This is a genomic window from Thomasclavelia saccharogumia DSM 17460 (assembly GCF_000686665.1).
GTDB lineage: Bacteria > Bacillota_I > Bacilli_A > Erysipelotrichales > Coprobacillaceae > Thomasclavelia > Thomasclavelia saccharogumia.
On record NZ_JMLH01000003.1, the window covers coordinates 1 to 24,341 of the forward strand.

Below are 24,341 nucleotides of genomic sequence, written 5' to 3' on the forward strand. Positions count from 1 at the left end.
GATCTTTTGGCGCTTAAATAATAAAACCATAAGTTATTATTATAAAAAAGTACTTATGGTTCTTTCTTTTATGTGTAAGCTATTTGACGCTTACCTATTATCAATGATGAACTTGAAATTAAATATTATCATAGTTCTACGTTTGAAGAATGTACTGATTTTGTTTTGAATGATGGGATATTGATGTTGGAAGAATTTAAAAAGATACTAAAATAGAGTGAGATTTTCTCACTCTATTTTTCTCTTTCTTCATTACGTTTACGTTTATATTCAATAATAAACATAACTTCCTTTAAATCCTCATCTGGTAATTCTGTCAAAAGTCGTGCAATATTAGCAATATTATAGTAATCATATTTCTTACCACTTATTATTTCTTCAACACTGCGGCCATATAAATTAGAAAAAATCTTGAGTTCCCCAACTGTAATATCTCTTTTACCGTTTTCAATATCAGAGATAGCAGAATGTGGTACTTTTAAATATTTGGCTACTTCTTTTTGAGTAAGATGTTTAAAATTACGATAGGATTTTAATCTGGCTGCTAAATCTTTATCTATCATCGTCACACCTCCAGTAAATAAATTTTAGCATTTTCCTTAGCTATCTTCAATAAAATTTTATGTTTTTATAAGTTATTCACTATTATAATAACATTTTTTTCTAAAAAATGATAATTAATCATAAAAATATCCATTTGTATGATTAATAAAACTAGGAATTTGTTGGATTTTACCAGCTAAAATTTGTTTAAATTGATCATAAATAAATCTTGCTGTTTGACCATCTTCATCGCTAAATGATAACAAAATAAAATCTACATTTAGATTATCAAGTTTATTTATATATAAACTATGACTATTAAAAATCAGATTATTACAGTTATTATCTGTTAAGATCCTAAATTTTTCATTTTTACGATCAACTAAATGATAGTTTCCTTTTTTACACATGTTACAGTCAATCATTTTTTTCTTAAAATAATGATTACTAATCAAACAGTGCTTTAAATGCATATTAATTGTTTTGCCATATACTGTTACAATTATGTTTTGTGTGATATTCGATAAATTATTGATTTGTTTTTTACTCATTTCTAAAGATAAGATGGCATCATAGGCTTTTAAATAGTTTAAGGCATAACTATTATAAAGATTAAAAGTTGTATCTAAAATGCACTTTTTATCATTAAATATTTCTAAAGCACCATAGTTTCCAACTAGTATGGCATCGATTTCTAAATATAATTTACTATTTTTGAAGTTAAATAACTGTTTTTCATCGTTTAAAAAGCCCGTAAAAGGAATAATTTTTTTATGATGTTTTTTGGCAATTTCAATAGCGTCTTTTAATTGTGGTGATAATGGAAAATAATAAGCCTCAATATCTACATCAAGCAAAGCTTTTAGCTGTTCTACAGAATAAACACGAACACAAATACCCTTGATCATTTTAATCAAATGAGTAGTTTTCTTTTCTTCTATTAATGGAGCTATTGAATTAAAAGCTGTTAGAGATGCAACTAATTTATCGATTGCCTGACGACGCATTTCATTGATTTCTTTAAGACTAAAAAAAACATTTTCAGGAATTTCAACAATTATATCAGCAGCTTTAAAAACAGTATTGCCTAATTTACTAAGCTGTTCTTCGATACGTTTAGTATTTAGTGGTGCTTTGCTGGCAGCTTCCATTATTAGCTTTGATACAACCGTAATTGTTTTATCTTGATATGTAATAGTAAGGGTGGGATGATCATTTATTTGCCCTTTAAAATGCATTGTGATAGGATTTTTAATTTGTTCTTTTTGATAGCTGTCATGGGCTTTTTCAATTAATTCGATATCAATTATTTTATATACAGATTCACCTTTTTTAACTGGTGTATTTAATTCGATTTCAATAATATCTTTGGCTGCAGCCTGATTTACTAATCGATGATTTAAAAATAGTTTAGTTATTGTTCTAGTATAATCAACACTTTTAAAACTGATCCTATCCCCTTGTTTGATCTTATCGATCAATTTAATCTTTACAACTTTTCGCTTTTTATCATAATCAAGAACAGAACCTAACTTGATGCCACGATTACCAGGATAATCATCAGCCATTAAATCTTTATCCTGTAATAAATAACCATCCGTAAAGCCGCGATTAAACATTTGTTTCATCTCTTTAATTTGTTTAGAATAGTTTTTTGGATTCTGTTTTTGAAAATAAGCATCAATAGCTTCACGATATTGTTTAACGATTATAGCAACATATTCTGGTCTTTTCATACGCCCCTCTATTTTAAAAGAGGTAATTCCTGCTTCAATTAAATCACCAACATTTTCAATTGTGCAAAGATCTTTAGGTGACAATAAATATGATGGTACCTGATCGAGATTTTTACCATCTTTTTGCAGTTTGTATGCTAAACGGCATGGCTGCCCACAGGCTCCTTTATTTCCGCTTCTTTTAGCAATCATACTAGACATCAAACACTGTCCTGAATATGACATGCATAATGCGCCGTGGACAAAGACTTCAATATCCAATTTAGAGTTATTACTAATATTTTTTATTTCTTCAAGACTATTTTCCCGAGCTAAAACAATTCTATCAACACCAATACGTTCAAAATACTTTACCGCACTTAAACTATATATACTAGTTTGAGTAGACATGTGGATTTCAAAATCAGGAAAATATTTTTTTACATATGCCATTAAACCAAGATCTTGAATGATCAAAGCATCAACATTTATTGATGATAAAAACAAAAGATAATCTTTTAAATTTTCAAACTGATTATCTTCATATAATGTATTTACCGTAACATAGATCTTGACATTTCTTAGATGACCATAAATTACTGCCTGTTTTAATTCATCTCGATTAAAATTAGTAGCAAATGCTCGCGCACTAAAATCATTACCACCTAAATAAATGGCATTAGCGCCATTTTGAACAGCCGCCTGCAAAGCTTCATAGCTTCCTGCTGGTGCTAATAGTTCTATTTGTTTTTTCATGATTGATCCTTAATTAGTGATACACACATTAAAGCTGAGGCATTAGCAGCTTTATTTAAATATTCATCAAATTGGATAGTTGAATCACCTTTATCAAAAACATCACTTAAAGAACGGGTAATAATAAATTTAGTATTAAATTTATAACATGTTTGTCCCACTGCTGCTGCTTCCATTTCACAGCACTTAGCATCTTTAAAATTTTCTTTGATATAATCAACTGTATTTTTATCAGCAACAAACTTATCACCAGAAACAATTAAACCAGCTGTAGAGTTTAGTTTTAAATTTTCAAGGACATTTTTTGCTCGATCAACTAATTCCTGATCAGCTTTGATTTTTGGCGGTAATCCAGGAACTTCGCCTAATACGCGATCAGGAAAAGCGGTAATATCAAAATCATATTGGCAGACTGCATCTGAAATTACCACGTCTCCTACTTCCTGATCTAAACAAAGACCACCAGCAGAACCAACGTTTATGACAAAATCAATTTGATAATTTGTTAAAAGCAGGGTCGTACAAATAGCTGCGTTTACTTTTCCGATTCCGCCTTGTAATAAGACAACTTCTTTGTTTTCAATCGTCCCTTGATAAAAAGTACAGTCTAAGATAGTTTTCGTATCTACAATATTCATATATTTTTTTATTGCGTCTACTTCTTCTTTCATTGCTCCAATTATACCGATCATTTATTTACCATCCCTTCTTTTACGACAGACAAAAATAATTCTTTGTGATTTATCATGATATTTTTCAAATTCACCGTAATACTCTATTTCCATAAAACCGGCCTGCTGCAACATTTCATAGTATGTTTCAATACTATAAGTTTGCTGATGATGTATTTCTTTGATATGTTCGTTGTTTTCTTTATCGATTATTTCAATCAAATGTTCGATTTTTCCAAATGCTGTCTTTTTAGCTTCCCATTTAAAATAAAAATCATCAGCATCTTCTTCTTCAAAATAACCATCAAGAATTTCATCCATTTTATAAAGACTATCAACATCAAAAATAAATGTTCCATTATACTTCAAAGCCTCATATATATTTTTAAACGTTTGTTTAACTTTTTTGCGACTTAAAACATAATTTATTGAATCACATAAACAAAGAACCAAATCAACAGCAATATCTGTTTTAAAATCACTCATGTCAACACGACCAAGCATTAAATTGACATTAGCTTCCATGGCCTTTAATCTTGCCACTTCCAGCATATCTTTTGATAAATCTGTAGCATAGACATTCTTATTATCATTAGCCAGACGAATAGCGATTTCTCCAGTTCCACAGCCAAGTTCTAAAACTGTTTTAAAATCAGCTTTTTCATTAATGAATTTGTAATAATCATGATAAAATTGTTCATCCATCAAGCTATCATAATAATAAGCAAAATTTTCATATGACATTATTTTAAATACCCAGAAATATCAATTCTTGGCATATCTGACCATAATTTTTCAAGATTATAATTAATTCTTTCATCTTGATCAAAAATATGAACGATAATATCTCCATAATCCATTAATAACCATTTACTGTTACGGCGCCCTTCTATTTTTTTCACCTCAAAGCCACTATTTAACATATTTTCTTCAACACTGTCTCTAAGTGCATTCATCAAACGCTCATTTGCAGCTGAACAGATAACAAAAGTATCATAAATTGGACTAGCCATTTCCATATCGATTGCAACAATATCCTCTGCTAATTTATCATCTAAAGCTTTTATAATAATTTCTAATTTATTCATTAATATCTCCTTTTACATATTTGTTATAAATTTCAAAAAAACATTCATCGATTTTTCGCCCTTTTTTATTGGAAAAATCATAAAAATCTTTTAAGCAGGCTCTAAATCCGGCCACAACATCCTTTTTACATAAAGCAATTTCTTGACTAGAGTCATAATCACGGCTAGGATCATATTTATCGGCTTCATATATACACATATCTAATTTAGACATATTGATAGAAGCTGTAGTATGATGTCTAATAGCTTGTAGAATTTCCAGGTCATCTACTAAGTACTCATCTTTAGCCACAAGATATGATAACCATTGATGCCAAATCGGTTCTGGTTTATCAAGATACTCAGGAAAATATTTTTTCATTAAAGCTAGTGCCTGATCATGAGGCATTTCTTTAGCAATATCATGCAACATTCCAGCAACATATGCTTTCATTCCATCTAAACCATTACTTTCAGCAATTTCCTTAGCTAGTTTTGCCATACTGACCGTGTGAATATATCTTTTTTTTGACATCTTAGTTTTAACGATCGTTTCTAAATAAATGCCATTAGCTACGATATATTTTAAAACTTCAGGAGTCAAGGCATGTAATTTACCATTACGAATATCACTGCTAGCATCATCACTAGCAATAAGATCTAATTTAGTAAAATTATATTTTTTTAAATTATCATTTATTTGATAACCAAGGCGTTCAAATACTACTAACGATACTAATTCGCTTATTTTTTTAGCGTCTTTCCATTTATGAAAAAGACTTGCCTGATCCATCCCCATAATAAAATATAAATGGTCATCGGGATAAATGGATTTTAAATAATTGATCGTATCGATCGTATAATTTTTATTGCTGCCATCTTGATCTATTTCATAACGACAAATTTCAACACTACGGTATCGTCTTAAAGCAAGATCCAACATTTCTAAACGCTGTTCTTTATTAGCTCCTGTAGTATCTTTCCAAGGATTATTTGCAGTTGGAACAACTAATATTTTATCAAGTTTTAATTGTTTTAAAGCTTCTTCGATCACTCTTATGTGTGATTGGTGAATGGGATCAAAGCTGCCGCCAAAAATACCGATCTTCATCATGGTAATTTATAGATTCCTTTTTCACTAGGACGATATAAAAGAATCGTTCTTCCTAAAATTTGGACGACATCAGCTTTTGTTTTCATGCTTATTTCAATTGCAACTTCATTTTTAGTTTCACTGCAAGATTCTAAGATCTTGATCTTAATTAATTCATGTGCTTCTAAAGCAGCATCGATTCCTTCGATCTGAGTTTGGTGAACACCTTCTTTTCCAATTTGGAAAATTGCATTTAAATTGTGTCCTATTCCTCTTAAATATCTTTTTTGTTTTCCTGTTAACATATTTTAAATCCTTTCTTAAATTAAAGCTTCGCGAATAAATACCCCAATACCTCTAGGAACATGGATCTTTACCTTCGCATTTGGGCAATTAACACTAATAAACCCTAATCCGGAAATGACAAGATCCACTTTATGTTGTGGTAGTTTAAAATCATAAACTTTCATTTCTTTAATATCTTTGACTGTTTCAATTTCCGGTTTTAAAGTTAGGTGGCGATTATATAAACTATCACTTTTTTCTAACTTAGTACGATGAATTTTAAGTAATTTAGGAAAATAACAAGTAAATGAACTATGTTTCCCACTTATAAAATCCATTCGGGCAAGACCGCCAAAATACAAACTTTGTTGATCGTTTAATTGAAAATTAATAGGTCTTAGTTCACTTTTAGGAATAATTACTTTAAGATCTTCATCTTTTACTAAATGAGCCATTTGATGCGAATTGATAATTCCTGGAGAGTCATATAAATAACTTTGATCATCTAAAGGAATTTCGATCAAATCAAGTGTCGTACCAGGAAATTCACTCGTTGTAATCAAATTATCATCACCGCTGCCATAATGTTTTAATAACGCATTTATTAACGAAGATTTTCCTACATTAGTCACTCCAACAATATAAACATCTCGACCATGGCGATATTCATTGATCTTATCGATCAGCAAATCTAAGTTATAATTTTTTACCCCACTAGATAGAATCACATCGACTGGTTTGATGCCGATTTCTTTTAATTGACGACGTAACCAATGTTCTATTTTAATATCCTTTAATGATTTAGGTAAAATATCACGTTTATTGCCAACTACGAGAATATCGTTGTTATTTAAATGTCGCGGCAAACCATTTATTAAACTTCCATTATAATCAAATAAATCAATCAAATAGACAACCAAACAATTTTGATCACCTATTTTTTGAAGAATATTTAAAAAATCATCGCTTGTAAGATTTGTTTTTTGTAACTCATGATAGTTTTTTAAACGAAAACAACGTTTGCATAAAACCTTTTCATTATTTAAAGCATTTTTAGGGATAAATCCAATCTTTTTTTCATCTTCACTTTGAATTATGGCTCCACAGCCAAAACATCTTATTTTTTCGCTCATACATTCTCCTTTTCAAAACTATCCCCATTGTACCTTATTTTGCACTACTTTTAAAGTAAATAAAATGAACAATTCATAAATATTTTGTCCTAAAATAAAAGATTTACAATATATATGTATCAGGGGTGAAATTCATGTTTTCAACAATACTATCATTATTAACAAACGGCTTCTTTTTATCATATATTAAATCTAAATCTTTTGAAATTCCTTTAAGTGCAAAGGAAGAAGAAAAATATTTAGAACGTTTTTTTAATGGTGATCAAGAAGCTAGAAATATTTTAATTGAAAGAAATCTTCGACTTGTTGCTCATATCGCTAAAAAATATGAAAATAATAAAGATTTACAAGAAGATCTAATTTCAATTGGAACAATTGGTTTAATCAAAGCAGTTGACAGCTACAAACAAAATCATAAAACTAAATTAGCTACTTATGCTTCAAGATGTATCGAAAATGAAATTTTAATGCATCTTAGAACCAACAAAAAAACCAGCTTAGATGTTTCATTAAATGAAACTATTGGTATCGATAAAGATGGCAGCGAAATTGTTTTAGGTGATATTATTGCCGCTAAGCAGGAAGAATTTATTGATATCGTTGATAAAAAAGATACTTTAAATAAATTTGCTAATTATTTTAAAATCTTAGAGCCACGAGAAAAAGAAACATTGATCATGCGTTATGGCTTAAATAATACAAAAAAATATACCCAAAAAGAAATTGCTAAAAAGTTAAATATATCACGTTCTTATGTCTCACGGCTGGAAAAAAGAGCATTAATAAAATTGTTAAAAGAACACATGAAGGAAAAACCGTAAAATAATTTTACGGTTTAAAATTCATCTTCATTTAATATATCTTCTAAACTTATTTTTTCGTATTTTACAGGTTTAGATTTTTTTACTGATGGATTTTTCTTTTTAGTTATTTTATTTTCTATAATCGGTTCATCAAGTTCATCTAATAAAGTATGCTCTTTAGGCTGTTTGAAAATATCCGGTACAGCATCTTTTGATTTTAGATCCTGATAATCATCAGTAGAAATTGGTGTGTCTAAATAAACATCATCAATAAATTGATTATTTGTCAACTTAGTAAATGCAGTCGGTTTTTGTTCAAGGGAAGCATTGTGATAATCAGATGCTTTAAATGTAAAATTAGTTTGATCATTTAATGTTAAAGTTATTTGCTGTTGATTATTGATAACAACAGCTTTTTTGACATAAATGACTTTGCTTTTAGGATTTTTATACAATAACGTTCCCTTGGTTGCTCGATTACATGGTGTAATATCACCAATTTTGATTCGTTTTATGCCACCATTTTCACTAATCAACATTAATGAACAGCTTGTCATTGGATCAAAAATATTTAAACTTATTAATTCATCATTTTTTAAATTGATAGCTTTGATACCAGCAGCTTTTATTCCCACCACGGATACTTCCTGTTCTGAATATAGAGCTCCATAACCTGCCTTAGTAGTTAAAATAATACCTTGATTGTTATCTGTTAATTTAACATCGATTACTTTATCATCATTTTTAAGTCCCATACATTTAAGCGGTTTTGAAAAACGGGTAACTTTAAAATCTTTTAATAAAGTTCGTTTTATTTGACCGTTTTTTGTAGCCAGCATTACATATAAAGGCAGATTAAAATCTTTTACTAAAATAGTTCCAATAATTTTTTCACTTGAACTAACTTTGATCAAATAACTAATATGTTTACCAGCATCTTTCCATTTAAACTCTTCAATTTTATGAACCGGAACAAATAAATAATTACCAGCGTCTGTAAATAACAATAAATGATCCAGCGTGTTAGCCTGATACATAGAGACAAGATAATCATTTTCTTTTTTACCAAAAGGCGTTGTTCCTCTAGCTTTGATTGAACGCTTACTGATTCGTTTGATATAACCATCTCTAGTAATTGAAATATTAACGTCTTCAGATAAGATCATTGCCTTTTCATCAATTTTAATTTCCTGAATCTCATCACGAATCATTGATAATCTTGGCATAGGATACTTTTTCTTGATTGTTTTTAATTGATCGATAATTACTTTACGTAAAACATCATCGCTATCTAAAATATTATTTAAATAGGCAATTTTTTCATCTAATTCCTTATTTTCATTTTCCAATGTAACAATATCAGTATTAGTTAAACGATACAATTGTAACATTACGATTGCTTCAGCCTGCTTTTCACTAAAATCAAACTTAATGATCAAATTATTTTTAGCATCACTTTTATCTTTAGATTGTCTGATTGTCTTTACGACATCATCTAAAATAGATATTGCTTTAATTAAGCCGCTAACGATATGCTTTCGCGCCTTAGCTTTGTTTAAATCATAAATTGAACTTCTAGTAACAACATCAATTTGATGATCAATATATCCATCTAAAATATCCATAATTCCCATTAATACAGGACGTTTATCCCTGATGGCTACCATATTATAATTATAATTTTTCTGTAGATCAGTATTTTTATATAAATAATTTAATGTATTTTGTACTGAAATATCTTTTTTTAGATCAATTACGATTCTAAGTCCATTACGATCAGATTCATCACGAACTTCAATAATACCATCGATACTGCGATTAAAACGAATTTCATCTATTTTTCTTACCAATTCAGCTTTATTCACTTCATAAGGGATTTCCGTAACCACGATCTTATTCATTGTTTTTTCTTCAAGTATTGTAGTTTTACTACGAACAATGACTTTTCCTCGACCGGTTTTAAAGGCATTTAAAATCCCTTGTTTACCCTCTACTATCGCTCCAGTAGGAAAATCGGGACCTTTAACAAATTCCATGATTTTCTCTAACGAACAGTTAGGATATTTAATGCGGTGAATCGTCGCCTCGATCACTTCTTCTAAATTATGCGGGGGAATATCAGTAGCATAACCGGCTGAAATCCCCGTCGCTCCATTTACCAGAAGGTTTGGATATGCTGCTGGTAAAACTGTTGGTTCGTATTCAGTGTCATCAAAGTTTAATGACATCAACACAGTTTCTTTATCTAAATCTTTTAATAATTCAGCAGCAATTGCTGAAAGTCTCGCTTCAGTATAACGCATCGCTGCAGCTGGGTCATTATCAATTGAACCATTGTTCCCCTGCATATCAACTAATGGTGCTCGCATTTTCCATTCTTGTGATAAACGAACCATCGCATCATAAACAGAAGTATCACCGTGAGGATGATAATTACCAATGACATTACCAACTGTCTTAGCTGATTTACGATATGGCTTGGTATATAGATTTCCTTCTTTGTACATCGAATAAAGAATTCTTCGCTGTACTGGTTTTAAACCATCACGAACATCAGGTAAGGCACGATCTTGAATGATATATTTTGAATATTTTCCAAAACGGTCACCCATAATGGTTTCTAATGACATGACTATTTTTTTATCCATATCAAATTTCTCCTTAATCAATTGCAAAATTATCTTCTAATGTAAACTGAACATTTTGTTCGATCCATTCACGCCGTGGTTCAACCTTATCACCCATTAAGACAGAAACCCGTCGTTCTACAATTGCAGCATCATCGATAGATACTTGAATCAAAGTTCTTGTTTCTGGATTCATCGTTGTTTCCCATAACTGACTGGCATTCATTTCTCCTAAACCTTTATAACGCTGAACATTATATCCACGACCAATTTTTTTCTTAGCTTCTTCTAGTTCATCATCTTCCCAAGCATAGATAGCTTCCTCTTTTTTTCCGTTTTTCTTAGAAACTTTATATAATGGCGGTAAGGCGATGTATACTTTTCCAGCTGTAATCAAATCACGCATATAGCGATAGAAAAAAGTTAATAAAAGAATTTGAATATGAGCTCCATCAGTATCAGCATCGGTCATGATGATGACTTTACTATAGTTGCTGTCTTTTTCATTGAAATCGGGACCAACACCAGCGCCTATAGTATTAATGATAGTTGCAATTTCTTCATTCTTTAAAATTTCGCTCATCGCTGCTTTTTCTGTATTCACAACTTTTCCACGAAGTGGTAAGATAGCCTGATATTTACGATCACGTCCCTGTTTAGCACTTCCCCCAGCAGAATCTCCTTCGACCAAATAAAGTTCTTTCCGTTTTTTATCTTTTGACTGTGCCGGAGCCAATTTACCACTTAAAATTCTTTCTTGTTTTGCCCCTTTACCTTTTCGAGCTGCCTCGCGAGCTTTTCGAGCGGCATCGCGGACCTGGGCTGCTTTAATCATTTTTTTAGTTAGAACATCAGCTGTTTCTTTGTTTTCTTCTAAATAAAACGATAGTTTTTCATAAACAATATTATCAACAATATTTCGTGCTTCTGGTGTTCCTAATTTAGATTTTGTCTGCCCTTCAAACTGTAAAAAATGTTCCGGCACTTTTATCGAAATTATTGCCGATAATCCTTCACGAACATCATTACCTTCTAAATTTTTTTCTTTTTCTTTTAACAAACCGTATTTACGGGCATATTCATTAAAAGTTCGCGTTAAAGCAGCTTTGAATCCCGTTTCATGAGTTCCACCATCACTAGTTCTAACTAGATTAACAAATGACAGTGTATTTTCTTGATAACCGCTTGTAAACTGTAAGGCCACATCTACTTCGATTTCATTTAAAGAACCTTCAATGTTAATGATCGGATTAAGGGTTTCTTTTTCATAATTTAAATATTCAACAAAAGCAGTCAAACCATTATCATATTGATAAGACACTTCTTTATTATTCCGTTCATCTTTCAAATCAATCTTGATTCCTTTTAATAGAAAAGCACTTTCCATCAATCTTTCACTGATCGTAGAATAATTATATTCGCACACGGAAAAAATATCCGGATCAGGTAAAAAATGAATCGTAGTCCCGGTTTTATTAGTTTTACCAATCACTTTTAACTTGCTGATCTTATTACCGCCATCTTCAAATTTTTGATACCAGATTTTTCCATCACGATAAATCGTTACTTCTAACCATGATGATAAAGCATTAACAACAGAGGCTCCGACACCATGCAATCCCCCTGATGTTTTATATCCCCCATCTTCACTAAATTTTCCCCCAGCATGGAGAACTGTCAAAATAACTTCAGTCGCTGGTCTTCCTGAAGCATGCATTCCAGTTGGCATTCCTCGACCATGATCACTAACTTCAATACTATTATCACTATGGATTGTTACTTGAATGTTATCACCAAATCCGCTAAGAGCTTCATCGATAGCATTATCGACAATTTCCCAAACCAAATGATGTAAACCGCGACTATCGGTTGAGCCAATGTACATTCCTGGTCTTTTTCTAACCGCTTCTAATCCTTCAAGAATTTGGATATTTGATTCATCATAATTACTTTTAGCTGTCATTAATCAATTGCCTCCTTTAATCACTTTTGTCATTATAACTAAATTATCTGTATTTTTCAAAGGTTATTGTATTTTAACGTGTTATGAAAAAATAATCATTTAATATTTTATCACAACTATCTTTAAATAGTTAAAGTTTTAGAATAAATGATTGCTTTTTTAAACTAATAATATATAATAAATGAAGGTGATAAATATGATTTCAGTAATTTTAATAATTCTCGCATATCTTTATGGGTCGATTCCATTTGCATTAGTAATTGGAAGACTTTTTTATAAAACAGATGTTAGAAACTACGGTTCTGGTAATTTAGGCGGTACAAATACTGGTCGAGTTTTAGGAAAAAAAGCGGGTTTTGCAGTAATTGTTCTCGATGCTTCAAAAGCTTTATTAGTGATGCTTTTGACTAAATATTTTTGTTCAGAATTTTCTTTAAATGAAGATCTGCCTTATCTATGTGCACTGTTTTGTGTTATCGGCCATTGTTATCCGATCTTTGCAAATTTCAAAGGGGGAAAAGCTGTATCGACAGCAATCGGATATTTTTTTGCTGTTGATCCTTTAGGAGCTGTTTTAGCTCTAGTAGTTTTCTTTATTGTTTTAAAAATCAGTAAATATGTATCGCTTTCATCAGTTTTAGCTTCTTTATCAGTTTTACTGGCAGTTCCTTTTTTGGATATTTCGTTAACTGGTAAATTGGTTACTGCGGCAATTATTTTATTATTGGTTTACCGACATCGTGAGAATTTAAAAAGAGTTAAGCAAGGAACAGAAAGCAAAATAAGCTGGATGTAATAAAATCAGTCAAAATGACTGATTTTATTTATAACTAATAATTTCTTCATCTTCTAGATGACTAGCATCGCCAATATATTTGATTGTAAAATTTTTACCATCATAATCTACTTCACTAAGCGAACAACCACGCACGACATGCTGATTGATCTTAGTTAGATCACTGATTTTATAGTTAAGCATCAAGCCATGTAAAATAATAAATAACATTCCATGAATCGTAATAAAAATATTTTTATCATGATGTTTTTGATAGATATCAGCAATAAAATCTTTTAATCTTGATTGAACCTCAAGATATGATTCACCATTTGTTAATCTAATTTGATCATCAGGATGATTCCATAAATCATCATACTGCTTATCATTTACTAATTCTGCTATTTTTCTTCCTTCATAAATACCAAAATTCATCTCTTTTAAACGATCATCTAGAATAATATGATCAAATAAAATCTCACTTGTTTGTTTAGCACGATTGATCGGACTACTATAACAATAATCGATCGGTAATGTTTTGATACGTTCTTTTAATAGCAAGGCATCTTTGATGCCTTGTTTTGTTAAAGGTGAATCTTTCCAGCCCTGAAGTCTTTTTTCTTGATTCCACAATGTCTTTGAATGTCTAGTAATAAATAATTTCATAAAGTAAAAATAAGGGTCTTCCCCTTATTTATATTGTGCCATAATAGATGACATAATTTTTTTTATTTGTACTTCGCTAGGTTTGCGTCCCATTTCCATATACATTGCACGAATCATTTTTTCATTGATTGGTGGATTTTTTTGTAATTGTTTTTTAAACATATAACGAGCCCCAAAGAAACCAATAATAGCGCCGATAATTACCCCAATAATCATATTTAAGATCATGTTCATACCTCCAATTTTTTTACTTGCTCACTAATTATAACATAACTTTTTGAAATTTGATATAAAATCTCAAAGAATATATTGCTTTTTTTAGCTGCCTCAATAATTACATAATAATCAAAAACTTTACAAACTATTTTTTCTTTTGTCAACTGATTATCAATAATATGAATATTATTATCTCTTAAATAATCGTAACGTTCTTTTAAGCGATGTTCAATATAATCACTTACTCCCTCGTTATTACCAAAAAAGCATTCCATCTGCTTAGTTAAAAAAACATTTTTGGGTTCCAATTTAATAATTTTTTCTTTTATTTCCGGATATTGTTCAAAAAGTTCCCTTACATTAGGATTTAATCTATATATTTTATATGTATTCATTTCTATCACCGTAATAATCTTAGCAAGATCAAATGATAAAAATTGTCAAAAAATGTTTAAAAACAAAATATATTATTTTTTAATTTAATATTGAAAACAGTTTATCCAAAGAATCTAGTTTACAGCTTGAACAATAAAAAGAGTTGTATCAAAACAACTCTTTATAAGATTTCTTTAATATTTTTAATAACATTTTCCACTGTGAAACCATAGTTTTCAATTACTACATTAGCTGGTGCACTAGCTCCAAATTTACTTACTGACATTGTTTTACCATCTAATCCAACATATTTATGCCAGCCAAAATCACTAGCCATTTCGATTGCTAAACGAGCTCTTACATCATTAGGAAGAATCGATTCTTTATAAGCTTTATCTTGTTCTTCAAACAATTCCATCGATGGCATCGAAACTACCCGAACATCGATATTTTCTTCTAATAAAGCTGCTTTAGCTTTCATTGCTAGATTTACTTCACTACCAGTAGCGATAATTATTGCATCAAGATGATCGACTTCTTTACCAACGATATAAGCACCCCTGCTTACTCCTTCATATGAAGTATTTTCCATTGTCGTTACATTTTGTCTAGTTAGAATCAATGCTGTTGGTTTATTAGTAGATTCGATTGCTAATTTCCAAGCCGCTGCCGTTTCGATTGCATCTGCAGGTCTTAATACCCGAATGTTTGGTAAAGAACGAAGCATTACTAACTGTTCAATTGGCTGGTGTGTCGGTCCATCTTCTCCTACAGCAATTGAATCATGTGATAAAGGAATTATGATTGGCAATTCCATTAAACAAGACATTCTTAATGCTGCTTTAAAATAATCAGAGAAAACTAAGAAACCACCTGCTGATACTTTGATTCCTGTATGTAAGGTAATTCCATTCATCATGGCAACCATAGCAAATTCACGAATTCCAAAAACTAAATTACGCCCATCATAATTTTCAACGCTAAAAGCATTTTCATTAGCGATTTCCGTTTTTGTTGAACAAGCTAAATCAGCAGTTCCTGACATAAATGTAGGATTTTGTTTAGCTGCTTCCTGAATTAATTGTAATGAAGTATTTCTTGTTGCATCATTGAAACCAGGTTTGTAATTTTGGATGATTTCTTCAATATCTAAACTGTATTTTCCATCAATTGCATCTTTTAATTCTTGAGCTAATTCAGGAAATTCTTTTTCATAATTTTTAAATAAACGCTGCCATTTATTATAACGATTTTTACCACGTTTAATACAACTATTTGCAAAATCGTCATAAACTTCTTCAGGAACATAAAATTCCTCATGATCAAATCCATAAGATAATTTAGCATTTCTACCATCTTCTTTGCCTAAAGGACTACCATGTACCTTGTTTGTTCCCTGATTACTTGATCCATAACCAATAACAGTATTAACAATGATCAAAGTAGGTTTATACAATTCCTTTTTACCTTTACGGATTGCTTTTTGAATATCATTAATATTATTACCATCTTTAACATTGATTACCTGCCATCCAATTGCTTCATAACGTTTTTTTACATCTTCACTAAACGACATTGATAAAGGACCATCAAGAGTAACTTGATTAGCATCATATAAAACAATTAATTTTCCAAGTGAAAGATGTCCAGCAAGTGAAGCAGCTTCATAAGTTACCCCTTCTTGCATATCACCATCACCACATAATGCAAATGTATAATGATCAACAATATCATAACCATCACGATTATATTTAGCTGCTAAAAACTTTTCTGCTAAGGCCATTCCAGCAGCCATTGGAATTCCTTGTCCTAAAGGACCAGATGAAGCATCTACACCATCAGTAAGATTGCATTCAGGATGTCCTGGTGTTGTCGAACCCCATTGTCTAAAATTTTTTAAATCATCCATTGAGATCTGATATCCTGATAGATGTAACATTGTATACAATAACGCTGAAGCATGCCCTGAAGCTAAAACAAATCGATCTCGATTAAACCATTTTGCCTGCTTATGGTAAAAATTCATTTCTTTAGTAAATAACGTATATACAGCAGGTGCTGATCCTAAAACCATTCCAGGATGCCCAGAATTAGCTTTGTTGATAGTATCAATGCCTAAAGCACGAATTGCTGCAATTGATAAATTCGATGTTTCCATTTATTTCTAATTCTCCTTTTACACATAAAAAACTTATCCTTATTATACACAAAAATGTCTAAAATTGAATAAGTTTCTAAAAATATCTTTAATTTTTTGATTTTTCATCTTTTAATTTTTTTGGAGTTACATCATTTCCTTTTGTATCAACTACTTTGATTGTCATTAACTGCTGTTTAAAACCACTTCTAAAAGCTTTTAAATACTCCTGACGTAATTTTTCTTGTTCTTTCAACTCAGCTGGAGTGATACTGCCATCCTTTTTCTTTTTTGCCAGTTCATTAATTCTAGTAATTAATTTTTGATCTATACTACTCATTGCCTTTCTCCTTGTATAAAAAAAGGTAGAGAGTTTTAGATATTTCCCTGTTTTGTACAGGTGGGTACCTTTAAATACACTTTAGGATCCCTATTCTAAGATAGGTCTTCAACACCGCAATTTAAATCAGGTTCCCTTATCTATGATGTGGAAATTTATTTACTCTCTAACCAAGGTTATTATAACATAAGCATGACAAGTGTCAACTATTATTAATAACCGTTATTTAACATATTTTACTTTTTTTTAACAATACAAACACTGGTATATTCACTGTCAAAGTATTTAAACATATCATAAATATCATCAAGAGTGATTTTAGCAATCTCATCTACTAAATCTAACGCAATTATTCCTTCAAAATAATAACGACTAAATAAATTAGCAATGCTTTCAGGTCCATTGAATAAATTAATGAATAAACCAATATTTTTCTTCTTGATTCTTTCGAAATCATTTTTAGAAATTTCGATATTTTGGAAATTTTGAATCAAAGTAAGTATATGTTCCTTTAATGTTTCATAATCATCACAGTCACAGCCTATCTGGATAAATGCATAATCACGTTCCTGGGTAAAATTAGCACTAAATGAATCATTGATGATTCCTTTATTCAACCAGTCATTATATAATCTAGCACTTTTTGAAAATAATAAATCGAATAAAAGATTGATTGCTAATTCACGTCTGATTTTTAATTTAGGATCATCCAAGATTTCATTTACTTTAATTGAAACAATTATTTTATTCATTTCAACATCCATCGTTAAAACATTTTCTTTGATCTTGATATTACATGGCTCAATGTTTTTTTGACAAACAATAGGTTTCGCCGGTGCAAAATTTTTCTTAGCCTGATTTTCTTTAATTACTGTCATTGCTTTATCAGCTTCAATATTACCAACGATAAAAATCATCATGTTACTTGGATGATAGAAAGTATTGTAGCAGATTTCTAACATATCTTTAGTAGTATTATTAACGGTTTCTACTGTTCCAGCAATATCGACTGCAACGGGATGATTGTTGTAGAGATTTTGAATCGATCCGAAATAAACTCTCCAGTCAGGATCATCATCATACATTTTAATTTCTTGACCGATGATTCCTTTTTCTTTTTCAACACTTTCTGGTGTGATTTCTAATTTTTGAACAAAATCTAATAATAATTCAATACATGGATATTCATTAGCTGTGGTACTAAATAAATAGGCAGTTCGACTTGAAGAAGTAAAAGCATTAGTACTTGCTCCTAATTTAGCAAATTCATCAGATGCATCACTACCATTCATATCAAACATCTTATGTTCAAGAAAATGAGCAATACCATCTTCAACTTTGATCATTTGTTCTTGACCGATTGGTACAAACCGCGTATCGATTGCCCCAAATCTAGTTGAAAATAAACCATATGTTTTTTCAAAACCTGGTTTTGGCAGTAAATAAACTTCTAAGCCATTATCCATCTTTTCGTGATATAAGGTTTCTTTTAAAGTTTCAAAATATATTTTTTCCATTATTTATCACTCCCTGTAAGCAAGAAAATCGTATCTAAATGAACTTTTTTACTTGCAGCAATAATTTCTTCTTTAGTAACATTTAAAATATTTTCTAGATATTCATCATCTGTTTCCTGTTTGTTAGTTAAATCACGATTATAAGCCAAAGCAATCAAGCTCATTGGTTCGTCTTTTGTTTTTATAAATGAGCTTTTTAACATCAACTTAGCTAAAGCTATTTCATCGTCATTAAGATCACCATTTTGAATTTTAGCTAATTCTTCGATAATCAACTGTTTAGCCTTTTCATAATTACTGCCTTCAATTCCAGCATTAACTGTCATGATACCGCTAAAAGCCCCATAACTAGAGGAAATATAATAACAAAGACTATGCTTTTCTCTGACTACTTTAAACAATCTTGATTGCGAAAAGCCACCAAAAATAGCATTAAAAACCGTCATCGCATAAGTACTTTCATCTAAAAAATTACAATCTACTACAAAACCAAGATTTAATTTTGCCTGAGTTACATCCTGTTTCTCAATTACTTCAAGCACTTCTTTTTTTGTTGATTTGAAATTTGTTACTACTTCATTTAAATGCGGTGCAGAATCAAAACTTAAATTTTCTTTGCATATTTCAACAATACTTTCATCGACATCACCAACAACATATAAATGTTTTACATCATTTTTTATACAATCTAATAAATACTGATACAATTCTTCATTAGAAATTTTATCAAGTTCTTCAATATAACCATTATTGCTGATTGATAAAAATCCTCCTTCACCCATATTTACAAATAACTGATTTAGACCATACATAAATTTATCATCATTTTGAACGATCAAACGCTCTTTAAGCTCTTTTTTCTTGATATTAAAAGTCTGCTCATCAAATTTACCATTCAAAGCATTAGGATGATAAAGGACATCATTAAATAACTTAATTTGCTGTTTTAATAAATCTTCTTGATAAGGTAAAAAAGCTTCATTGATACAAACACTGGAAATATTTAATACTTGTGATAATCCTTTAGTCGCTAAATTAGTTCCAAAGTTCATCCCATAAAGATCTTCTAAATGGGTAGATAAAGCTTGTGTTGATGGATATTCTTCAGTTCCACCAGTTAACATAAATGCCAATAATGATCTTTTTGTGACATTTTCTTTAGTCAATTTATTTTCTAATTTTAAAGACATCGTTATATTCTTAAATTTCTTTGTCGGAATTACATGCAATGTATATCCTGATAACTGATAACTTTTTTTCATATGACACTCCTTCTTTAAATCTAATGTCTATATTATACACTAAAAATTGAAAAATAAAATTAAAACCATATTTTCTTGATAAAATCCTACTCATAATTATTTTCCAAGATCAAAAAAGATGTCTGCTTAGACATCTTCTTCTTGATAACCGCGAATATATACCTCACGAGGTTTTGAGCCGATTTGAGGCCCAATTACACCATCAGCTTCTAATTGATCAATGATTCGAGCTGCTTTATTATAACCAATTCTAAATTGTCTTTGCAGCAATGAAGTACTAGCCTTTTGAACACTGATAACAAAACTGCGACACATTTCGTATTCTTCATCTTCCTCTTCTTCTTTTGAAGCTGCACTCATCGAAGTGGTGTTCAACTTAACATTAATATATTTTTCATCATAATTAGCTCCCTGCTGGCTGGCTGTATGATGAGTTATCGCATTAACTTCTTCATCAGATACAAACGCACCTTGAACCCGAACTGGTGAACTTGAACCCATTGGAGAAAAGAGCATATCGCCTTTACCAAGTAGTTTTTCAGCACCTGAAGTATCTAAAATAGTTCGTGAATCGATTCCTGATGATACTGCAAAAGCAATTCTTGAAGGAATATTGGCTTTAATAACTCCCGTAATGATATCAGTTGAAGGTCTTTGGGTAGCTACGATCAAATGAATTCCCGCAGCTCTGGCCATTTGGGCTATTCGCATGATACAGTCTTCAACTTGTTTACTGGCAACCATCATTAAATCAGCTACCTCATCTAAAATAATGACATGAAATGGTAAAAATTCTAACTGTTCATCTAAAGCTAAAGTCTCATTCTTTTTATGAATATAGCTATTATAGCTTTCAATATTTCTAACATTAGCTTCAGCAAACAAATCATAACGTCGTTCCATTTCTACAACTACTTCTTGTAAAACCGCAGCTGCTTTTTTAGGATCGGTCACGACCGGAGCTAATAGATGCGGAATCCCATTATAATTAGCTAATTCTACTTTTTTAGGATCGACCAAAATAAATTTAACTTCATCGGGTCTGGCCCGCATTAAAATACTGCAAATAATCGTATTGATGCAAACAGATTTACCGCTTCCGGTTGCCCCGGCAATCAGTAAATGCGGCATTTTATTTAATTGAGCATAGATTGTTTTCCCACTAACGTCTTTTCCTAAAGGAACCAAAAGCTTATTTGCCTGCAGTTCTTTAGGAATATCTTTAATAACTTCTTTAAAAGTAACTGTAGTTGCAATGCTGTTAGGAATTTCCACTCCAACTGCTGGTTTACCGGGAATTGGAGCTTCAATACGAATATCTTTTGCCGCTAAAGCTAATTTTATATCATCTTGTAACTGAATGATTTTATTGACTCTGATTCCCGTTTCGAGTTTTAATTCGTATTTAGTAACAGATGGTCCGATAAAAATATCGCTAATGGAAGCATTAACACCAAATTCATGAAGAACATTAGTCAAGGCTTCGGCTTTTTTTAAAGCATTATCTTTATTATCACTGGATTTTTTGGAAGTTGGATTTTTTAATAGTGATAATGCGGGTAGACGATAATTTTTATTGATTTTCTGCTTTGTTTTTAAACTGTCATTATCATGTATTTTAGGTTCTTTTTCTTTGATTTCTAAAGTCATTGATTTTTCATCAAATTCCATAGCTGAAGGAATGCTGTCATCTTCTTCTAGATGAGCTGTATGGATTCGCGCTGATGTCTTCTTTTCTGGTTTTTTGTCATCTATTTCAAATATGTCATCAGGAAAAAAAGCAATATCTCTTTTTTTAGTAAAGAAATCAATAAATTTGCTTTGGGTTTTTTCTTTGTTTTTCTTCTTTTTAGAAGTTGTTTGTTTCTTTTTTCGCTGTTCAAGATAAAATTTACTTCCCAATAATGCCAAAGAAATCACTAAAACAAAGCCAGAGGCGATGATTGCTCCTGTTTTATCAAACAAAGCACTTAATAATCCGTATAACAAGGCTCCGATAAAGCCACCACGGTTACATGGGGCTTGTTGAATATATTGGTCAATAACTTTCATTCCGGTCATATTATTATCACTAAGTGAAGACATAAATGTTAAAACTGCTCCCGATAACAAGTAGAAACCAATGGCGTTAGGACCATTAAAACGAGGTAATTTCGCATGATAGATTACATATATACTAACTAGGATCAATGCCACATAACCAATTCCTACAAAATTACCTAATATGTATGTACATAAAAAATTTAGCTGTACTCCTATTAACCCTAGTTTTAACGTTGCAACGATCGTTAAAAACAATCCTACAGCAGCAATGATTCTAACTTTTAAATCTTCACTAAGTTGTTCTTGTTTAGATTTTTTTGAACGACTTGTTTTAGCCATGACTCACACTCCCTACTCTAACTCAACCATTATAACATAACCATCTGTTTTAGCCAAAGAAAAAAGCAAGTTAGACTTGCTTAAATTTCGATAATAATTGGTAAAACAACTGGTTTTTTACCGGTTTCTTTAACAATAAATTTATTAGACTTTTCTTTGATTTCCTGACGGACTTCAATTGCTTCTAAATTAGGATCATTTTTCATTTGTTCAACACATTTTTCAGCAATATCCGCAATTCCTTTAATAATATGTTCAGAATCTCTCAAATAGACAAATCCCCGTGATTGGACATCAGTATTAGCGATAATTTCACGACTATTACTATCAATAGTTACACCAATAATAACTACACCATCATTTGAAAGCTGAATTCGATCATCAATAACTTTATCACCAACATCACCAACACCGATTCCATCGATCATTACATCCTCGACTTCAATTGTATCACGATAATCTTCTAATTTTCCATTTTTGAAACTCAAGAATTCACCGTTATCGATCAACGGAATATTTTTTGCATCAATTCCCATACTCTTAGCTACTTCCATATTAGAAATGAAATGCTGATATTCACCTTTAATTGGAACAAAATAAGTAGGATCGAAAATTTGAATGATTACTTTAATATCTTCTTGAGAAGCATGCATTGAAAATAACTCTTTGTTTTTTAAAACATGAATTTTAGATTCTGTTTTATACAATTCATTGATTGCTTTATTGGCAATCTTTTCAGTTCCTGGAATTACTGGAGATGCCACGATAAAAGTATCATTTTCATTAAGTTTTAAATACTCATCACCACCATCAATGATATCACTAATATCATGATATATACGCTGTGGCTTACCACTTAGCAAAATCACTAAATTATCATCAATGCCTTTTTTACCAATATCAGTAGAAAATCCAATTATTTCTTTAGGCACCTGAATTACTGCTTTTTTCAAATGCTGTCCGATCCTTACGATACTGTTTGTACTATCATACTTATCACGACCATAAAAAACGATCTTACGCTTATATTTTTTTGTTAGCTCAACGATTTCTTTTGTTCTAAAGATGTTTTGAGCATAGGATGAAATAATAATTCGTCCTTCACTATCTTCAAAAATATTATCAATTTTTTCAGTTAATTTATGTTTTGGAGAAGTATAGCCAGTGTTTTTAGAATATGATGATTCACACAACAATACTAAAACACCTTTTTTGCCAATTTCCATCATTTTTTGAATATCGCATCTAAAACCATCGGGAGCACCAAAATCAATGATAAACTCACCGCCATATACGACATAACCATCTCTTGTCCATAAAGCAACACCAACACTTCCAGGAATAGAATGAGTAACAGGGAAAAATTCTACTGGTACCCCCGCTATATTAATTGAATCATTACGTTTGACTTTTATAAGTTGATAATTAAGTTTTAAATTATTATGTTTTTTATGACGTTTCATCATTTGATCAATTAAATCAGCAGTTAAAGTTGGCGCATATACAGGAACATTGACGTTCTCTAATAAATATGGTAACGCCGCCATTACATCATCATGTCCATGAGTAACAATGATTGCTGCAATTCGTTCTTCATTTTCTTTTAAATAATCAAAACTAGGAATGATAATATCTACTCCTAATTTATTGATTTCTGGAAATCTAAAGCCAGCATCTAAAATAAAAATTTTGTCTTTTATTTCAATACAGTACATACTTTTACCCATCTCAGCTTGTCCGCCAAGAGGTAAAATTTTTACAATATCTTTTCTCATCTTTTCCTCCCTTATTATTTTATTATTTCAAACATATGTAAAAAACAATCTCTAATATATTACCATAACATAATGCACTTGGCTAATACTTTCTAAAAATATTGTAACAAAATTTAAAGAAAAAGAAAAATAAAATTACTGCCTCTTTTCAATACTTTTAATAAAATTATACCCATTAAATTTATTTTATATAAAAAATGTTAGAACGATGTACATCAATACCTCCTTCCAACATTTTAT

21 protein-coding genes are annotated in these 24,341 nt (G+C 30.7%); 2 read left to right on the plus strand and 19 right to left on the minus strand.

Features of this window, described 5'->3' with window-relative positions; translation table 11 throughout:
- Positions 1-233: 233 nt before the first annotated feature.
- From BR82_RS0101360 to yqeH, 8 genes are all read right to left on the minus strand, one after another.
- Positions 234-563, minus strand: a complete 330-nt coding sequence (locus BR82_RS0101360) for a helix-turn-helix domain-containing protein (protein WP_027088689.1) — start codon at positions 561-563, stop codon at positions 234-236.
- A gap of 114 nt (positions 564-677) precedes the next feature.
- Positions 678-3,014 (minus strand): U32 family peptidase, encoded by a 2,337-nt coding sequence (locus BR82_RS0101365; protein ID WP_027088690.1) that lies wholly within the window; start codon positions 3,012-3,014, stop codon positions 678-680.
- Positions 3,011-3,706, minus strand: coding sequence for a 5'-methylthioadenosine/adenosylhomocysteine nucleosidase (locus BR82_RS0101370; protein WP_027088691.1), 696 nt, complete (start codon positions 3,704-3,706; stop codon positions 3,011-3,013). The genes BR82_RS0101365 and BR82_RS0101370 overlap by 4 nt, the downstream gene beginning before the upstream one ends.
- Entirely contained in the window at positions 3,707-4,429 is a 723-nt protein-coding gene (locus tag BR82_RS0101375) for a class I SAM-dependent methyltransferase (RefSeq protein WP_027088692.1), read from the minus strand.
- Positions 4,429-4,773 carry a ribosome silencing factor gene (gene rsfS, locus BR82_RS0101380; RefSeq protein ID WP_027088693.1) on the minus strand — a complete coding sequence of 115 codons (345 nt, stop codon included), beginning with the start codon at positions 4,771-4,773 and terminating at the stop codon, positions 4,429-4,431. Before rsfS ends, BR82_RS0101375 begins: the two co-directional genes overlap by 1 nt.
- On the minus strand, positions 4,766-5,866 hold the full coding sequence (locus BR82_RS0101385) for a nicotinate-nucleotide adenylyltransferase (protein ID WP_027088694.1): 1,101 nt from the start codon (positions 5,864-5,866) through the stop codon (positions 4,766-4,768). The genes rsfS and BR82_RS0101385 overlap by 8 nt, the downstream gene beginning before the upstream one ends.
- Positions 5,863-6,150 (minus strand): ribosome assembly RNA-binding protein YhbY, encoded by a 288-nt coding sequence (gene yhbY, locus BR82_RS0101390; RefSeq protein WP_024720533.1) that lies wholly within the window; start codon positions 6,148-6,150, stop codon positions 5,863-5,865. The genes BR82_RS0101385 and yhbY overlap by 4 nt, the downstream gene beginning before the upstream one ends.
- A gap of 15 nt (positions 6,151-6,165) precedes the next feature.
- Positions 6,166-7,263, minus strand: a complete 1,098-nt coding sequence (yqeH, locus tag BR82_RS0101395; protein WP_027088695.1) for a ribosome biogenesis GTPase YqeH — start codon at positions 7,261-7,263, stop codon at positions 6,166-6,168.
- Between the two features lie 134 nt (positions 7,264-7,397).
- On the opposite strand from yqeH, the gene sigK reads away from it, so the two are divergent.
- A complete protein-coding gene (gene sigK, locus BR82_RS0101400) occupies positions 7,398-8,084 on the plus strand; it encodes an RNA polymerase sporulation sigma factor SigK (protein WP_027088696.1) in 687 nt (228 codons plus the stop codon).
- A 14-nt stretch (positions 8,085-8,098) separates the two neighbouring features.
- Here the strand turns inward: sigK and parC are convergent, their stop codons facing one another.
- On the minus strand, positions 8,099-10,714 hold the full coding sequence (gene parC / locus BR82_RS0101405; RefSeq protein ID WP_027088697.1) for a DNA topoisomerase IV subunit A: 2,616 nt from the start codon (positions 10,712-10,714) through the stop codon (positions 8,099-8,101).
- A gap of 13 nt (positions 10,715-10,727) precedes the next feature.
- Positions 10,728-12,656 (minus strand): DNA topoisomerase IV subunit B, encoded by a 1,929-nt coding sequence (gene parE, locus BR82_RS0101410; protein ID WP_027088698.1) that lies wholly within the window; start codon positions 12,654-12,656, stop codon positions 10,728-10,730.
- A gap of 196 nt (positions 12,657-12,852) precedes the next feature.
- Here parE and plsY point away from each other — a divergent pair, with 196 nt between their 5' ends.
- Positions 12,853-13,452: a glycerol-3-phosphate 1-O-acyltransferase PlsY gene (gene plsY / locus BR82_RS0101415; RefSeq protein ID WP_418080433.1), complete on the plus strand. Its 600-nt coding sequence runs from the start codon at positions 12,853-12,855 to the stop codon at positions 13,450-13,452.
- A 24-nt stretch (positions 13,453-13,476) separates the two neighbouring features.
- Here the strand turns inward: plsY and BR82_RS0101420 are convergent, their stop codons facing one another.
- The 9 genes from BR82_RS0101420 to BR82_RS0101460 all read right to left on the minus strand — a co-directional run bounded on the left by BR82_RS0101420 (position 13,477) and on the right by BR82_RS0101460 (position 24,101).
- Positions 13,477-14,097 carry a histidine phosphatase family protein gene (locus BR82_RS0101420; RefSeq protein ID WP_024720528.1) on the minus strand — a complete coding sequence of 207 codons (621 nt, stop codon included), beginning with the start codon at positions 14,095-14,097 and terminating at the stop codon, positions 13,477-13,479.
- 24 nt (positions 14,098-14,121) lie between these two features.
- Positions 14,122-14,325, minus strand: coding sequence for a YneF family protein (locus tag BR82_RS0101425; protein ID WP_187116129.1), 204 nt, complete (start codon positions 14,323-14,325; stop codon positions 14,122-14,124).
- Between the two features lie 2 nt (positions 14,326-14,327).
- Positions 14,328-14,708, minus strand: a complete 381-nt coding sequence (locus BR82_RS0101430; RefSeq protein ID WP_027088701.1) for a sporulation inhibitor of replication protein SirA — start codon at positions 14,706-14,708, stop codon at positions 14,328-14,330.
- 161 nt (positions 14,709-14,869) lie between these two features.
- Positions 14,870-16,846: a transketolase gene (tkt, locus tag BR82_RS0101435; RefSeq protein WP_027088702.1), complete on the minus strand. Its 1,977-nt coding sequence runs from the start codon at positions 16,844-16,846 to the stop codon at positions 14,870-14,872.
- A gap of 88 nt (positions 16,847-16,934) precedes the next feature.
- On the minus strand, positions 16,935-17,165 hold the full coding sequence (locus BR82_RS0101440) for a DUF896 domain-containing protein (RefSeq protein ID WP_027088703.1): 231 nt from the start codon (positions 17,163-17,165) through the stop codon (positions 16,935-16,937).
- A gap of 236 nt (positions 17,166-17,401) precedes the next feature.
- Positions 17,402-18,682: an EF-P 5-aminopentanol modification-associated protein YfmH gene (gene yfmH, locus BR82_RS0101445; RefSeq protein ID WP_027088704.1), complete on the minus strand. Its 1,281-nt coding sequence runs from the start codon at positions 18,680-18,682 to the stop codon at positions 17,402-17,404.
- Entirely contained in the window at positions 18,682-19,944 is a 1,263-nt protein-coding gene (gene yfmF / locus BR82_RS0101450; protein WP_027088705.1) for an EF-P 5-aminopentanol modification-associated protein YfmF, read from the minus strand. The genes yfmH and yfmF overlap by 1 nt, the downstream gene beginning before the upstream one ends.
- A 126-nt stretch (positions 19,945-20,070) precedes the next feature.
- The gene (locus BR82_RS0101455; RefSeq protein ID WP_027088706.1) at positions 20,071-22,326 is read right to left on the minus strand and encodes an FtsK/SpoIIIE family DNA translocase; all 2,256 of its coding nucleotides are present in this window, start codon (positions 22,324-22,326) and stop codon (positions 20,071-20,073) included.
- An 80-nt stretch (positions 22,327-22,406) separates the two neighbouring features.
- Positions 22,407-24,101 (minus strand): ribonuclease J, encoded by a 1,695-nt coding sequence (locus BR82_RS0101460; protein ID WP_027088707.1) that lies wholly within the window; start codon positions 24,099-24,101, stop codon positions 22,407-22,409.
- Between the last annotated feature and the right edge of the window lie 240 nt (positions 24,102-24,341).

Bases quoted from the DNA above. Each gene is read 5' to 3' on its own strand.
- BR82_RS0101460 (WP_027088707.1), bottom strand. From the start codon at position 24,101: ATGAGAAAAGATATTGTAAAAATTTTACCTCTTGGCGGACAAGCTGAG.
- BR82_RS0101360 (WP_027088689.1), bottom strand. From the start codon at position 563: ATGATAGATAAAGATTTAGCAGCCAGATTAAAATCCTATCGTAATTTT.
- yfmH (WP_027088704.1), bottom strand. From the start codon at position 18,682: ATGGAAAAAATATATTTTGAAACTTTAAAAGAAACCTTATATCACGAA.
- BR82_RS0101430 (WP_027088701.1), bottom strand. From the start codon at position 14,708: ATGAATACATATAAAATATATAGATTAAATCCTAATGTAAGGGAACTT.
- yhbY (WP_024720533.1), bottom strand. From the start codon at position 6,150: ATGTTAACAGGAAAACAAAAAAGATATTTAAGAGGAATAGGACACAAT.
- parC (WP_027088697.1), bottom strand. From the start codon at position 10,714: ATGGATAAAAAAATAGTCATGTCATTAGAAACCATTATGGGTGACCGT.
- tkt (WP_027088702.1), bottom strand. From the start codon at position 16,846: ATGGAAACATCGAATTTATCAATTGCAGCAATTCGTGCTTTAGGCATT.
- yfmF (WP_027088705.1), bottom strand. From the start codon at position 19,944: ATGAAAAAAAGTTATCAGTTATCAGGATATACATTGCATGTAATTCCG.
- plsY (WP_418080433.1), top strand. From the start codon at position 12,853: ATGATTTCAGTAATTTTAATAATTCTCGCATATCTTTATGGGTCGATT.
- sigK (WP_027088696.1), top strand. From the start codon at position 7,398: ATGTTTTCAACAATACTATCATTATTAACAAACGGCTTCTTTTTATCA.
- BR82_RS0101440 (WP_027088703.1), bottom strand. From the start codon at position 17,165: ATGAGTAGTATAGATCAAAAATTAATTACTAGAATTAATGAACTGGCA.
- BR82_RS0101375 (WP_027088692.1), bottom strand. From the start codon at position 4,429: ATGTCATATGAAAATTTTGCTTATTATTATGATAGCTTGATGGATGAA.
- yqeH (WP_027088695.1), bottom strand. From the start codon at position 7,263: ATGAGCGAAAAAATAAGATGTTTTGGCTGTGGAGCCATAATTCAAAGT.
- BR82_RS0101370 (WP_027088691.1), bottom strand. From the start codon at position 3,706: ATGATCGGTATAATTGGAGCAATGAAAGAAGAAGTAGACGCAATAAAA.
- BR82_RS0101420 (WP_024720528.1), bottom strand. From the start codon at position 14,097: ATGAAATTATTTATTACTAGACATTCAAAGACATTGTGGAATCAAGAA.
- BR82_RS0101455 (WP_027088706.1), bottom strand. From the start codon at position 22,326: ATGGCTAAAACAAGTCGTTCAAAAAAATCTAAACAAGAACAACTTAGT.
- BR82_RS0101365 (WP_027088690.1), bottom strand. From the start codon at position 3,014: ATGAAAAAACAAATAGAACTATTAGCACCAGCAGGAAGCTATGAAGCT.
- rsfS (WP_027088693.1), bottom strand. From the start codon at position 4,773: ATGAATAAATTAGAAATTATTATAAAAGCTTTAGATGATAAATTAGCA.
- parE (WP_027088698.1), bottom strand. From the start codon at position 12,656: ATGACAGCTAAAAGTAATTATGATGAATCAAATATCCAAATTCTTGAA.
- BR82_RS0101385 (WP_027088694.1), bottom strand. From the start codon at position 5,866: ATGATGAAGATCGGTATTTTTGGCGGCAGCTTTGATCCCATTCACCAA.
- BR82_RS0101425 (WP_187116129.1), bottom strand. From the start codon at position 14,325: ATGATCTTAAATATGATTATTGGGGTAATTATCGGCGCTATTATTGGT.